The organism is Sphingobacteriaceae bacterium, from assembly GCA_016715905.1.
GTDB lineage: Bacteria > Bacteroidota > Bacteroidia > B-17B0 > Aurantibacillaceae > Aurantibacillus.
Genome location: JADJXI010000014.1, coordinates 1 through 13319 on the forward strand (window position 1 = coordinate 1; position 13319 = coordinate 13319).

The following is a 13319-nucleotide window of genomic DNA, read 5'->3' on the forward strand; positions in this document are numbered from 1 at the left end:
ATCCCTCTTCAGATGGTGGAGATCTAAAATTCCAAGGCTGTCATAGCCGTTTTCATGCCACTCCAATACTTAACGCCCTTAAAAATTCCTTTGCCCCGACATTAAATAAATTGCGTTAAAAGAATGAATGAATGAGTGTTAAGCAAGAAACTTTTTACTTTTTTCCGCACCTTAAAATAATTTCAATATTTTGTCTTTTTACACGGACCTAAAAAATTACTTTACCTCGACATTAAATAAATTGCGTTCAAAAATTCTCGAAGTGAAGCGTATAGAAAGAAAATCTGTTTGAGTTCCGATTAAATTAAATACAAAATCAATCGGAACGAGTTATTTTCTTTTAGCGAAGCTGAACCAAATTTTAGCAGTTTATTTTAAAGTCTTGATCTTTTGATACTTTTCTATCAAGAGAAAAGTATATTTTAAATATTTTAAGTACAGATTTTTTTTTGTTTTTTCCTTCCTCTCAATTTGCTGTTGAATTATGTGTCTTAGTCTGCAGTGTGATTACTCAAAAGAATTATAATGTTAAAAAAAAATTGTTTAATAATTAGTTTAATCCTATTATTTCTGTCTGTAAATAAATCCCAAGCACAGGATTCATCTAACATGATTGAAGCAGAACAAACCTGGTTCATTGGGATAAATGCCGGCATGCAGATGTCGGGTTATAAAAGCGAAGACTTTATTAGTTCAAACTATTCCCCGCTATTTAATTTTACAGCTGGAAAATGGTTTTCCCCTCTCTTGGCTTTACAAATAGGCTACAAAGGATTTTATTTTTATTCCATTAGTGATGATCTAAAGCATCATTATAATTTCCTTTATGGTGAAGCGGTTCTTAATTTGAATAATGCTATTGATCCTGAAAGATCAAATAAAGATTGGAGTTTACTTTTACACACTGGCGTGGGTTATTTTTATAACCATTCATACGGCAAACCAAACACTTGTGTGAATATTGGCTTTCAAAATACATATCAAATAGCTAATCAATTCCATGCCTAATAGTATCAAACTATAACAATCCACCCCGAAAGATGGAATGCCTGTCCGGTGAAATGATCTGCTTTTCTATTTCACTGGAACGATTTGTTCCCTTGGTGCAAGCAGCTTGTACTTCAAAATGCAAAAAATGTGGTCAAACGAATACAAGTAGCTGCTAACAAGCGTAATAAATAAATACATCGCTGCAACCCTTGCCATCCGCTCTCAAAACATGCGTTCTTAAATTAATTGCATTTTTTTTCTTCGGCCTTAAAAATTACTTTACCCCGACATTAAATAAATTGCGTTAAAAGAATGAACGAATGGAGCGTTAAGCCTTTACGGGCCTAAAATTTCCTTTACCTGACATTAAAAAATTCGTTCAATTGAAGCGAAAAAGAAAATCTGTTTGAGTTCCGACAAAATACAAAATCACAACGAGTTATTTTCTTTTAGCGAAAGCTGAACAAATTTTTAGCAATTTATTTTAAAGTCTTGATCTTTGGGTACTTTCTAGATGGGAATTTTTCTTGCGCCAAGAAAAGTTAGTATTAATAATTTAAGCAATTTATTTTAAAGTCTTGATCTTTTCGGGATCCTGTCCCGATGACTATCGGGGTTTCTATCGGGAGAAAAGTACATAAGAATAATTTTGTAAAGCATATTTCTTGTTTTAACCCTGCACGCTGGACAGACGATTGGTTTTTATGGTGCAAGCAGCTCCTACTTCAAAATGCAAAGAATGTAGTTAAGAGATTCTTTGTAAAAAGTTAAAAATTAGTTAAAATCCTATTTATAGTGCGTTCCTTTCAATACCTTAAATTAAATAAAGAATTACTTTTAATTGCCTCCTTTATACCGCTATTAGGCCTGCTGTATATATTTTCTGATTTAATGCTGCCGGGTCATCCATTCTTTTTAACAAAATATATGCATTTAGCATATATTAAATCTGCTCAAGATTTCCCTGTTCTTCAGCCTCCTCCATTCACATGGCGGCTCTTAGAGCCTTTTTTAGTAAATATCTTACCTTTTCAACAAAAAACATCATTCATTCTAATCAACTTTTTTTCATTATTCTTCACTACTGTACTAATTCTAAAAATTATTCACTTTATTTCTAAGGATTTAGATTATTCATATCTGGGATCGCTTCTCTTCCTTTCAATTGTATGGGCTGCGCGGTTTAATATCATTGAGTTTTGGTATCCAGAATCGCTCCTTTACTTTTTCATGCTGCTTTCAATTTTTTTTATTTATAAACAGAAAAAAATACTATTAAGTATTTCATTTCTACTAGGCGTATTAACAAAAGAAACGATGCTTATAATTTTACCATTGTACTATTTTATCAATATAAAAGAAGACCTTTTTAAGAAAATTAATTACAGGTTATTAGCCGAGAATATAATTATAAGTTTGCCAGCTATTATCACTTTTTCAGTTTTAAGCTTCATTATTTCGCAGACCTCTTTTTACAGTCACTCACAAGAATGGTTTGATAAAGTTTTTGTGCACAGACTCGCAACGCTTGTAGGCATAAAATCTTCGTTACAACATAATTTAATTGATAATCAGCCATGGGTTTTAACCTTTGCAATCAATTGGTATAGATTAGTATTGGGTGCATTCGGTGGTTTCTTTTTAATAATTTTTCTCAGACCTAAGAAATTTAACGAAGTATTTTGGGCTTATTCTCCGCTCATCTTATTCAGTTACTTGCAATTATTTATAGCTTACGATATTGAGCGGCTAATTGTTATTTCATTTTTTCCTATAATACTCGCAACAGTGCAAGTAATAAAAGAACTAGTCTCAGAAGGAATAAAGTATATTTACTTTTTCATATATGTAATACTTTTCTATTTTATTCAGCTTTTATTTGCAAATGATTTTTATTTAGAAACATTTTATGCAATATTTGCCCAAAATATTCTCTCAATCACATTTTTAATTTTAATAATTCTTATTTCAAAAAGAAGGAGGCCGATAACGCATAAAATATAATTTACTCAACTCTTGATTCCTCTACCATCCAAATAATTTAGCTTCTAGATTTAATAGTGTGCCTTCAAATAAACCTTAAAAACAATATTCCCCTCCTTGTCATGTTAAGCTTGCCTGCCTTGGCTCGCCTGCCAAGTCGAGACAGGTCGAAACAAAGGAGGGGTCGGCTTTCTTGTCCGGCGCAGCTGATTTATTAGCAAAGCCGGAAGCCGGGGGTGGTCATGTTTACTTAATTTGCAATTCAACATTCAACCATCACCATTCAAAACTAATTCTTATCCCCCGCACCTTAAAATAATTTCGTTAATGCAGCTTTCTATATGGCCTTAAAAATTTTACTACGCACGTCCTTGGGGGTTTGAAAAGAATCATTAGCAGAGCGTTTAATGGAAATTTCTGTTTGAAGTCCCGATCCCAATAGTTTTATAAAATAAATCGGGACAAGTTTAATTTCCATAGCTTAGCGAATGAATTCTTTAGTAAAATTTTTTCAGCCTTGAACTTTTGTTTCTTTTCTTTTAAGAGAAAAGAAAATTACTTATAAGTTTTTCAGTGCATGTTCTGGCGCCTGTCCCGAATCCTTTTCGGGATTCTTATTAAGAAGAAAGTAAGGATAAATTTATCAGTTTACCCCGCCCTGCGGTGGCCTACCCCGTTTACCCCGCTCCAGCGGTGGCCTGCCCCGCTCTGCAATAGCAGATTGCGCGGGTTTGAATCCCGTCCTTACGGGATGAGTTATTTGTTGTAACGAAATGGCATGAATTTTAGCAATTTATTTTAAACTGTCCCCTTGGTGGATGGTGGGCTGAACTCGCACCTGTCCCTTTGGGAGATACCCGCAGAAAGAATCTATTCTTTGAAATGTATTATGTCTTAATTATCTTTGTTAAGAAAACTTTACATATGTAAATATTTATTAACATAGTTATGATAGTTCACAAACCGTTAAATATAATATTTTCTGCTTATTCTAATATTGTAGTAATCCGGGAGTTACGGCACACCAGGAATGGTTTTTCAGGCAGGGAAATTGCCAAAAGGGGGGGCTTAAGTGCTCCTGCTGCGATAAATGCATTAACACACCTTGAGTCCCTTAAAATTATAAACCGACGGATTGGCGGCAGGGATCATCTTTTCACACTTAACTTTTCGAATTATTTCGTTAAAAAGGTTTTATTACCAGTCCTGGATGCAGAAAGTCAATACTTTGATTTGATAGTATTGAAATTGAAAAAAATATTGTCAAAAGAAGCTATAAGTGTTATACTTTACGGAAGCGTTGCACGTAAGGAAGAAACAGTAAAAAGTGATGTCGATATCTGTATCGTTTATCCCAATTTAAAAAATAAAAGTGTACTTGAGAAAAAGATTGATATCTGCAGGGATGAGTTGTATAAAAATTACGGAATAACTTTAGCACCGTTCAACATATCCTTAAAAGAATTTCAGAAACGGGCACGCCTTAAGAAATCACCTATAAATGATATAATAAAAGAAGGAATAGTTCTATCGGGTAAATCCATTAAGAGGTTAATAAATGGTAATTAAAAGCCCGAGAAAAAAAGTCGATTCATCCAGATATTTAGGTTTCAAAGAAGTAGCGATAAATTTCTACGAGGGCGGCAAAATTGCTGCTGAATACTCTTATTATAATGCGGCAGGACTTTTAATTGTTCATTCTGCAATAGCGTATTCAGATGCAATAAGTATAAAGCAGCGTGGTGTTAAAATTCAGGGAGAAAATCATTACGAAATAATTTCACTTCTTGATGATTTAATTGCTCACACTGAAGAAAAGAAAAATGCCCTAAAACATTTGAAGAGTATAATAGATCATAAAAATAAGGTATCTTATTCAGGCGATGTTTATCATAAAAAAGATATTGATTCGCTTTGGAAACACTTTGAGAGATTTAAGGTTTGGTGCGATAAGATTTTAAAATGACCTCCCCCTCAAGTAAATCTGCGTAATTCAGCGTAACTTGCCCGCCTCAGGAGGGCTTGCCCGCCTTCGGAGGGTTCAGCGAGAAACCAATATGGAAAAACTAGAGAACAAAATATCCTACGACATACGTGGTGCAATATTCAAGGTATACCAGAACCTTGGCCCCGGTTTACTTGAATCAGTCTACGAATATGCTTTGGCTTACGAACTGAATAAGTCCGGCAGAAAAGTAAAAACCCAAGTAGGCTTACCCGTAAAGTACGAAGACTGAGGGCAGAAGTCAGAAATCGGAAGTCAAAGGTCGGCGAATAAAAAAGGAGCTGTAAATGCAAATAAATTCGGCTAGAGATTTAACCGTATATAAAAAAGCTTATTCATTATCAATGAAAATATTCAATATTAGTAAATTATTTCCGAAAGAAGAAAAGTTTGCATTGACCAGTCAAATAAGAAGATCATCTAGATCGGTTTGTTTAAATTTAAGAGAAGCATGGGCAAAAAGACGGTATGAAGCACATTTCATCAGTAAGTTAACAGACTGTGATGGTGAAAATAGTGAAACAGAAACTTCATTAGACTTTGCTCGAGATTGTCAATATGTTTCAACTGAACAACATAAGATTCTTACTTCAGAAGTTATAGAAATCGGCAAGATGCTTGGTTCTATGATTAATAATCCAAAATCTTTCATTAAAAAATAATCAAATCAACTGAGATCTGATCTCTGACTTTTGATCTCTGATATCTTTTCTATTCCGGATTAAAGTTAGGATTATTAGTTAACTTCAACACTGATGACATTAACAGCGGAATTGTGCGAATTGTAAATAATTTATGAGGAGTATCTCGCAAAACTCGCACCTGTCCCTTTGGGAGAGGTTCGCAAATAAATTTCTAAAAAAATTCTGCACCATTCAGCGTGATCTGCGCGAAACCATATTTTAATGTATTACAAAACTCACCTATTAATAATTCTTTTCCTATCATTCCTGAGTGTAACTAAATCTCAGGTACAAGATTCAGTTATGACAATTTCAGCTGAACAGCACTGGTTTGTTTCTTTAAATGCCGGCATGCAGATGTCCGGTTATAAAAGCGAAGACTTTATTAGTTCAAACTACTCCCCGCTATTTAATTTTACAGCTGGAAAATGGTTATCCCCTCTCTTGGCTTTACAAATAGGTTACAAAGGATTTTATTTTTATTCCATTAGTGATGATCTAAAGCATCATTATGATTACTTATACGCTGAAGCTGCTCTTAATTTGAATAATGCATTGAATCCTGAAAGATCAAATAAAGATTGGAGTTTACTTTTACACACAGGCGTGGGTTATTTTTATAATCACTTATACGGCAAACCAAACACTTGTGTTAATATAGGCTTTCAAAATACATATCAAATAGCTAATCAATTCCAAGCATCACTTGATGTTTCTTCGATTATTGGCTGGGATATCTACCAGGGTGACGCTGATATTTTACCGGGAATAACACTTGGTGTTATATATATTTTTAATGGTCCTTAAGTAAAATAACACCAACCCATCAGTTCATAAATAATACTGACAAACTTCCTAATAGTATCAGACTAAACATCCACCCCGAAATATGGAATGCCTGTCCGGTGAAATGATCTGCTTTTCTATTTCACTGGAATGCTTTTTTACCTTGGTGCAAGCAGCTTGTTCTTCAAAATGCAAAGAATGTGGTCAAACGAATACAAGTAGCTGCTAACAAGCGTAATAAATAAATACATCGCTGCAAACCTTGCCATCCGCTCTCAAAAATCCTACCTTAAATCCTATCCCCCGCCTCCTAAAATAATTTCATTATATTGTTTTTTTCCTGTACTAAAAATTTCCTTCAACTCGACATTAAATAAATTGCGTTAAATGTTTCCGCACCTTAAAATAATTTCGCCTGCCCGCCTTTGGAGGGTTAAAAAACTGAATGGAATTGAGGACTGGAAGAAAAATCTGTTTGACGACAATGCTGATTTTATGAAGCATCGGAGGAGTTATTTTTCTTCCCGAAATGAAATGAAGTTTTAGAAATTATTTTTAAGTGCATGTTCTTTTGCTACTTTTCTCGCGCCAAGAAAAGTAGGGAATACAATCTTAGCAATTTTTTTTAAAGTCTTGAACTTTTGTTTCTTTTCTTTTAAGAGAAAAGAAAATTAATAATTTATTTTAAACCTGCTCCGTCTTGCAGTGGCCTGTCCTGCTTTATTCGTTCTTGCTTATATGATTACCTTAAATAAATATTTATTATTTTTTTTCATTATCTCATTTTTAACTGAAACTAAATCTCAGGTACAAGATTCAGTTATGCCAATTTCAGCTGAACAGCACTGGTTTGTTTCTTTAAATGCCGGCATGAAGATGTCGGGTATAAAAGATGAAGATTTCGTAAGTTCAAACTATTCCCCGCTATTTAATTTTACAGCTGGAAAATGGCTCTCGCCTCTTTTCGCACTCCAAATAGGCTACAAAGGATTTTATTTTTATTCCATTAGTGATGATCTAAAGCATCATTATGATTACTTATACGCTGAAGCTGCTCTTAATTTGAATAACGCTTTAGATCCTGAAAGATCAAATAGAGATTGGAGTTTACTTTTACACACAGGCGTGGGTTATTTTTATAACCATTCATACGGCAAACCAAACACTTGTGTGAATATTGGCTTTCAAAATACATATCAAATAGCTAATCAATTCCAAGCATCACTTGATGTTTCTTCGATTATTGGCTGGGATATCTACCAGGGTGACGCTGATATTTTACCGGGAATAACACTTGGTGTTACTTACTCTTTCACTTTCTAAACTCACAGCTGAACAAAAAGGCAGAATATACAAATGCACCTCTCTTAAATCCCCCACAAGTACTAGTTCAGTCGCAGAAACAGTTCTCTTTTTACTCTCCGCCAAATCTGGCTCAATAACCGGCCATAACATCTTTGTTGATTCAGGTACAATATGATTAGAAATAATTAATAAAGTTTTTCAACCGGCTTAAGAAAAACTGGCTTTTCCCTCTCAACTATTTCCTCTTTACCCCAATAATCCTTTCTTCCACAATAAGTTTATACGTATCATCATCCTCATTGGCGCTTTTAGCACCAACAATTGTACTAAGCTTGTTCTCAATCTTTTCAATTATATTTATCAAATCCTTCTTACTCATGTTTTTATAATCAGTATTCTTCAGCGCATCATATGCCTTATCCAGCTCCTCGGATAGCTTCTGTGCTCTAATGGTTCTTTTTATTTTTTGCTCAATAATAAACTGCTCCTCAATAACCTTAGAAACCTCTTCTATCTTCTCCTTTAGCTCCTTTCCCCATTTAATAAGCGTTGGCTTGCTAATATTCACTCGTTTTGCTATTTCATCAAAGGATCTGCCCTCAGCCCTTAACTCTATAAACATTTGCTGTTTATCAACTGTTGCTGCCATATTTAACACCTCATAATTTACTTTATCTAATATACATAACTTATTGTATTAAAACAATATAACATCGCAGTTTTTTAGGATATTTCATCAAAAATGGTAAACTTTTAGTAAAGTTTTAGTAAAAATCCATGATGTCATTTATAATTGCGGTGAAACAGCGGAGACCAGTTTTCCCATCTCATGAGCTTCAAAAGACTTAGCACTTCTAAACACATAAGATTTCTCTCTCCGTTCGAAATGACAAGCCTCCAATGTCATCTCGAATCCCTCTTCAGAGGGTGAGAGATCTTACGACAGTTGTTTAGATCCTTCACTGCGTTCAGGATGGCGAGGGAAAAGATTTTTGCCGTTAAATTGAAGCAGTGATGAAATCATACATTCATTGATTAAATAGAGTCGAATTATTAAGTTTAGGTAGATTATAATTTACTGCATTCCCAAAAGTGCAATAATTAAAAATATCACTTTAATTGTCGGTATGTTTTTAAACTAAAATAATACAGAAAATGAAAACAAAATTTATACTTACAGCATACATAAATCACATGATATCTTCAGCTGTATATGATAAACTGGAAGATGGCAGTTTCTCAGGCATTATTCCGGCATGCAAAGGCGTAATTGCCTTCAGTGATTCGCTGCAGGAGTGTCAGAATGAATTACGTTCAACACTTGAGGAATGGATAGTTTTGGGGCTTAAACTAGGGCACCAATTACCTGTATTAGACAATATTAATCTAAATGAAAAACCAATATATGGTTCAATGGGCACCATGTAAAAGAAGAGATTTTATTAAACGACTAAGAAAATTGGGATTTGATGGTCCTTATTCAGGCACACGTCATCAATTTATGATTTATAAAAACCACCGGATGGCAATTCCCTCCAATAAAGAATATTCCATTCCACAGTTGAGAATGATGATTTCAGAAGTAGAGCGAATCATTGCCCGGAAAATAATATTGGATGAATGGAACTCGTTATAATTTTAGCTCTCATAATTATAGATGATTTTGTAAAAACTGCGTCAACCCCTCGTTGTCTGAAGCAATAATGAAACAAAAATCTGCTTGCTCCACCTGCCCGCCTATGGCGGGGTTAAAAAGAATGAATGAATGAATGGCGCATTAAGCAAGAAATTTTTTACTTTTTTTGCACCTTAAAATAATTTCGCCTGCCCGCCTTTGGAGGGTTAAATAACTGAATGTAATGGAGGAATAGAAGAAAAATTTGTCTGAGCGTAGCGAGTTATTTTTCTTCCCGAAATGAAATGAAGTTTTAGAAATTATTTTTCACTTGTCCGCCTCAGGCGGAGTGCATGCTTCTTTTGGTTCTTTTCTGGAGTTTATCCCGACCTGTCCCGGTTCATGGGATGAAAATCGGGGCTAAGAAAAGAATAGGCTTATTCTATCAAGCCTGCCCGTCCTCTGGCGGGAGAAAAGTACAGAAGAATAATTTTGCAGCACATGTTTCTTGTTTTTACCCTGCACGCTGGACAGACGATTGGCTTCTGTGGAGTAAGCAGCTCCTACTTCAAAATGCAGAAAATGTCGTCAAACGAATACAAGTAGCTGCTAGTAATAATAAAGGATGAACATACCGCGCCGCAAGCGAGTCTGTCTACTTAATTTATAATTCAGCATTCATCACTCAAAACTAAATCTTAGTTTCCGCACCTTAAAATAATTTCGCCAAAGCATTTTATTTAATGACCTCAAATAAATTCCATTTAATCTCTTTCGCTCCTCAAAAGAATTACGTAAAAAATTTATTCGAATTGAAGCGATAAAAAGAAATTCTGTTTGAAGTTCCCGACTAACGGGAACGAGTTTATTTCTTTTAGCTGAAAGCAGAAGAAATTTAGCAATTCTTTTGCAGAGCATGTTCTTTTGTAACTTTTCTTGCGCCAAGAAAAGTTAGTATTAATAATTTTAGAAATTCTTTTGCACCTGTCCGCCTCAGGCGGTGTGCATGCTTCTGCCGCCTGTCCCGCCAAAGTCGGTGGCCTGCCCCGCCCTTTCACAAAATGGATTGAAAAATTAGACTGATCTGAAAACCAAAAGATTTCTCTCTTCGTTCGAAATGACATGGTTAAATTAAAATTGTGTTTAAATATTTTAATAGGGCCTTAAATATTTTGCGTCAAAAAGAATGATGAGCTAGGCGTCAGGTGGAAATTTCTGTTTGAAGTCCCGATATACATAGTTTATACAAAACGAATCGGGACAAGTTTAATTTCCATAGCTTAGCGAATGAATTCTTTAGTAAAATTTTTACTGCCTTGAACTTTTGTTTCTTTTCTTTTAAGAGAAAAGAAAATTAATAATTTATTTTGAACCTGCCCGCCTCTGGCGGGGTCTTGATCTTTGGGGGATCCTGTCCCGATGATTATCGGGATTTCTATTAAGAGAAAAGTACAAATAAAAGACTTTTGCAGAGCATGTTCTGGCACCAGTCCCGACGAAATCCGGTGGCCTGCCGCGGATATATTTCGGAGTATAAAATATTTAGTAAAAGATAGAAGAAATAATGTACATGTCATTCCGAGTTCCGGATTAAATCTGGACGAGGAATCTAAAAAAAAAAAGATAAGATTTCTCTCTTCGCTCGAAATGACAAGAAGACTATGTCATCTCGAATCCCCTCTTCAAAGGGGTGAGAGATCTTTGACAGTTGTTGAGATCCTTCACCGCGTTCAGGATGACGAGGCGAAAGATTTCTCTCTTCGTTCGAAATGACAAGGCACTGCCCTTAAATAAATCGCGCTCGGCCGCCAAAGCGGAAGTATCCTCCCCCTATCACCTTTTTGATTAATAAGATTTACAAATTATATTTACGGCTATAATAGTAGTCAAAATAAACAAGATTACATGAAAGAAGAGATGATTAAATTTACCCGAATAGAAGTAAATCCGGCTATACTTACCGGCAAACCGATAATTCGCGGAACAAGGATTCCAGTTGAGCTGATAATAAAATTGGTAGCACAACGCCGCACAGATGAACAAATCATTCAAGAATATCCGATGCTGAAAAAAGAAGATATTAAGGAAGCGCTTTTATATGTTGAAAAACTTGTGAAAGATGAGGAAGTTTATCCAATACTCGGACATTAATGAAATTTCTTGTAGATGAGAATGTAGGCTTTACTGTAATTAAGTATCTGCGTGATAAAGGCTTCGATGTAAAATCCATAACTGAACTCTTCCCTTCCCGGGATGACGTATTTATTATAAAAACTGCTTATAAGGAAGAACGAATAATTATTACTAACGATAAAGATTTTGGTTATCTGATCTTTAAAACTGAGCTTCCGCCGCCTGCAATTATCCTTTTTCGCTTTTCAGAAGAAGTGCCAGCTGAAAAGATTAACGCAATTAATGCAATACTAAACATGCCGGAAGAAAAGATTCTGAATCATTTTATTGTTGCAAGTGAAAATAAAATTCGTATCCGTCCTTTACAAAAATTAAACTCATAAGGCTTAGTTTACTTTCATTAACAAGCTTCCCATGCTTAAACGCTCAGCGTGACTCAAGGCAGCATCTTTTGGCTAGAATTTGAGCTGCGTCTACCTTTCCACGGGCGTCATGGACGATTCCATGACACTCCAATACTTAACGCCCTAAAAAATCCCTTTGCCCCGACATCAAATAAATTGCGTTAAATGTTTCCGCACCTTAAAAGAATTTCGTTAAAAAACTGAATGTAATGGAGAAAAAGAAGAAAAATCTGTTTGATCCCGCCTTGGCGGGAGAGTTATTTTTCTTCCCGAAATGAAATGAAGTTTTAGAAATTATTTTTAAGTGCATGCTTCTTTTGTTTCTTTTCTTACGCTAAGAAAAGAATAAATTTATTCTATCAAGCCTGCCCGTCTTCCCCGGCCACGCCAAGCGTAGCGGGACGGGCTGGCGGGAGAAAAGTACAAATAAAAGCCTTTTGCAGTGCATGTTCTTTTGTAACTTTTCTTACGCCAAGAAAAGTTAGTATTAATAATTTTAGAAATTATTTTGCAGTTCACGTTCCTTAGTTTATCCCGCCCTGTCCCAGTTCATGGGATGAAAATCGGGGCCAAGAAAAGTAAGAAATAGTACCTATCAATTTATCTACAGCCTGTCCGTCGTAATTATCGTAGTAATGTCATTTTCTTTGTTTGCGAATAAACCTGTTCTGAACCTGTCGAAGGACCGGCCTGTAGCTTGTAAAAATATATTCCGCTGGGCATATTGGCAGCGTCCAAAGTTACTTCATACATTCCCGCTTCTTTAACCTCATTAACTAATGTTGCAACGTCGCTCCCAAGTATATCATATACCTTTAGCATTATATATTGCTTACTGTCTACTGCATACTGAATACTGGTTAGTGGATTAAACGGATTTGGATAATTCTGCTTTAACTCATACTTCGCTGGTACATTATTAATTGTTACTTCCACTTCCTTGCTGTATTCAAACTTCCCATCCGTATCTATCTGTTTCAATCGATAAAAATAAGTACTGCTTAAAATATCTTTATCTGTAAAACTGTAAGTCTTGGGCGAATTACTATTACCATGCCCATTCGCGAACCCAATCTTTTCCCACGTTTCACTTTTCCCATTTGCCTTTTCCGTTTTTCTATCTCAAACCCATAATTATTAACCTCAGTTTCCGTCTGCCAGTTAAGTCTAATTTTATTATTAATAACAATCGCTGTGAATGATGTTAACTCAACCGGCAAAGCTGCCTCCGGTATATCTTTTAATCTTGGATAATTAGTTCCAATCATTTCCCAGATATTAGTAAAATCCCAACTGGCATTAGTAAATGTTGTGTTTGTTTTCATTAAAACAGTAGTTTTACCGATACCGCCTGCACTGCTAGTTCGCGAAGTCTCGGTGTCCCAGAAACCGTTACTCACAACAGGGCAAGAATA

General features: G+C 35.2%; 16 protein-coding genes. 13 read left to right on the forward strand and 3 right to left on the reverse strand.

Features of this window, described 5'->3' with window-relative positions:
- Positions 1-525 precede the first annotated feature (525 nt).
- The 9 genes from IPM51_12290 to IPM51_12330 all read left to right on the forward strand — a co-directional run bounded on the left by IPM51_12290 (position 526) and on the right by IPM51_12330 (position 7927).
- The gene (locus IPM51_12290) at positions 526-1008 is read left to right on the forward strand and encodes a hypothetical protein (protein ID MBK9285077.1); all 483 of its coding nucleotides are present in this window, start codon (positions 526-528) and stop codon (positions 1006-1008) included.
- 777 nt (positions 1009-1785) lie between these two features.
- A complete protein-coding gene (locus tag IPM51_12295; GenBank protein MBK9285078.1) occupies positions 1786-2994 on the forward strand; it encodes a hypothetical protein in 1209 nt (402 codons plus the stop codon).
- A 927-nt stretch (positions 2995-3921) separates the two neighbouring features.
- On the forward strand, positions 3922-4542 hold the full coding sequence (locus IPM51_12300) for a nucleotidyltransferase domain-containing protein (protein MBK9285079.1): 621 nt from the start codon (positions 3922-3924) through the stop codon (positions 4540-4542).
- The gene (locus IPM51_12305; GenBank protein MBK9285080.1) at positions 4532-4939 is read left to right on the forward strand and encodes a hypothetical protein; all 408 of its coding nucleotides are present in this window, start codon (positions 4532-4534) and stop codon (positions 4937-4939) included. Before IPM51_12300 ends, IPM51_12305 begins: the two co-directional genes overlap by 11 nt.
- Before the next feature lie 91 nt (positions 4940-5030).
- Entirely contained in the window at positions 5031-5210 is a 180-nt protein-coding gene (locus tag IPM51_12310) for a GxxExxY protein (protein ID MBK9285081.1), read from the forward strand.
- 55 nt (positions 5211-5265) lie between these two features.
- The gene (locus tag IPM51_12315) at positions 5266-5640 is read left to right on the forward strand and encodes a four helix bundle protein (GenBank protein ID MBK9285082.1); all 375 of its coding nucleotides are present in this window, start codon (positions 5266-5268) and stop codon (positions 5638-5640) included.
- 324 nt (positions 5641-5964) lie between these two features.
- Positions 5965-6468, forward strand: a complete 504-nt coding sequence (locus IPM51_12320; GenBank protein ID MBK9285083.1) for a hypothetical protein — start codon at positions 5965-5967, stop codon at positions 6466-6468.
- Between the two features lie 717 nt (positions 6469-7185).
- The gene (locus tag IPM51_12325; GenBank protein MBK9285084.1) at positions 7186-7770 is read left to right on the forward strand and encodes a hypothetical protein; all 585 of its coding nucleotides are present in this window, start codon (positions 7186-7188) and stop codon (positions 7768-7770) included.
- A complete protein-coding gene (locus IPM51_12330) occupies positions 7742-7927 on the forward strand; it encodes an SDR family oxidoreductase (GenBank protein ID MBK9285085.1) in 186 nt (61 codons plus the stop codon). Before IPM51_12325 ends, IPM51_12330 begins: the two co-directional genes overlap by 29 nt.
- A 60-nt stretch (positions 7928-7987) precedes the next feature.
- Here IPM51_12330 and IPM51_12335 read toward each other — a convergent pair whose 3' ends face one another.
- Positions 7988-8401, reverse strand: a complete 414-nt coding sequence (locus IPM51_12335; protein ID MBK9285086.1) for a hypothetical protein — start codon at positions 8399-8401, stop codon at positions 7988-7990.
- Between the two features lie 506 nt (positions 8402-8907).
- On the opposite strand from IPM51_12335, the gene IPM51_12340 reads away from it, so the two are divergent.
- The 4 genes from IPM51_12340 to IPM51_12355 all read left to right on the forward strand — a co-directional run bounded on the left by IPM51_12340 (position 8908) and on the right by IPM51_12355 (position 11883).
- On the forward strand, positions 8908-9180 hold the full coding sequence (locus IPM51_12340; protein ID MBK9285087.1) for a type II toxin-antitoxin system HicB family antitoxin: 273 nt from the start codon (positions 8908-8910) through the stop codon (positions 9178-9180).
- Positions 9158-9388, forward strand: coding sequence for a type II toxin-antitoxin system HicA family toxin (locus tag IPM51_12345; GenBank protein MBK9285088.1), 231 nt, complete (start codon positions 9158-9160; stop codon positions 9386-9388). Before IPM51_12340 ends, IPM51_12345 begins: the two co-directional genes overlap by 23 nt.
- A 1884-nt stretch (positions 9389-11272) precedes the next feature.
- Positions 11273-11518 (forward strand): DUF433 domain-containing protein, encoded by a 246-nt coding sequence (locus IPM51_12350; protein MBK9285089.1) that lies wholly within the window; start codon positions 11273-11275, stop codon positions 11516-11518.
- Positions 11518-11883 carry a DUF5615 family PIN-like protein gene (locus IPM51_12355; protein MBK9285090.1) on the forward strand — a complete coding sequence of 122 codons (366 nt, stop codon included), beginning with the start codon at positions 11518-11520 and terminating at the stop codon, positions 11881-11883. Before IPM51_12350 ends, IPM51_12355 begins: the two co-directional genes overlap by 1 nt.
- A 645-nt stretch (positions 11884-12528) precedes the next feature.
- Here the strand turns inward: IPM51_12355 and IPM51_12360 are convergent.
- Both IPM51_12360 and IPM51_12365 read right to left on the reverse strand, forming a co-directional pair.
- Positions 12529-12885 carry a T9SS type A sorting domain-containing protein gene (locus tag IPM51_12360; GenBank protein MBK9285091.1) on the reverse strand — a complete coding sequence of 119 codons (357 nt, stop codon included), beginning with the start codon at positions 12883-12885 and terminating at the stop codon, positions 12529-12531.
- Positions 12886-12905: 20 nt separating this feature from the next.
- Positions 12906-13229, reverse strand: coding sequence for a hypothetical protein (locus IPM51_12365; protein MBK9285092.1), 324 nt, complete (start codon positions 13227-13229; stop codon positions 12906-12908).
- Positions 13230-13319: the final 90 nt, after the last annotated feature.

Coding starts and splice junctions, on each gene's coding strand:
- IPM51_12335 (MBK9285086.1), bottom strand. CDS start 8,401: ATGGCAGCAACAGTTGATAAACAGCAAATGTTTATAGAGTTAAGGGCT.
- IPM51_12310 (MBK9285081.1), top strand. CDS start 5,031: ATGGAAAAACTAGAGAACAAAATATCCTACGACATACGTGGTGCAATA.
- IPM51_12315 (MBK9285082.1), top strand. CDS start 5,266: ATGCAAATAAATTCGGCTAGAGATTTAACCGTATATAAAAAAGCTTAT.
- IPM51_12355 (MBK9285090.1), top strand. CDS start 11,518: ATGAAATTTCTTGTAGATGAGAATGTAGGCTTTACTGTAATTAAGTAT.
- IPM51_12290 (MBK9285077.1), top strand. CDS start 526: ATGTTAAAAAAAAATTGTTTAATAATTAGTTTAATCCTATTATTTCTG.
- IPM51_12365 (MBK9285092.1), bottom strand. CDS start 13,229: ATGAAAACAAACACAACATTTACTAATGCCAGTTGGGATTTTACTAAT.
- IPM51_12345 (MBK9285088.1), top strand. CDS start 9,158: ATGGTTCAATGGGCACCATGTAAAAGAAGAGATTTTATTAAACGACTA.
- IPM51_12340 (MBK9285087.1), top strand. CDS start 8,908: ATGAAAACAAAATTTATACTTACAGCATACATAAATCACATGATATCT.
- IPM51_12325 (MBK9285084.1), top strand. CDS start 7,186: ATGATTACCTTAAATAAATATTTATTATTTTTTTTCATTATCTCATTT.
- IPM51_12350 (MBK9285089.1), top strand. CDS start 11,273: ATGAAAGAAGAGATGATTAAATTTACCCGAATAGAAGTAAATCCGGCT.
- IPM51_12300 (MBK9285079.1), top strand. CDS start 3,922: ATGATAGTTCACAAACCGTTAAATATAATATTTTCTGCTTATTCTAAT.
- IPM51_12305 (MBK9285080.1), top strand. CDS start 4,532: ATGGTAATTAAAAGCCCGAGAAAAAAAGTCGATTCATCCAGATATTTA.
- IPM51_12320 (MBK9285083.1), top strand. CDS start 5,965: ATGACAATTTCAGCTGAACAGCACTGGTTTGTTTCTTTAAATGCCGGC.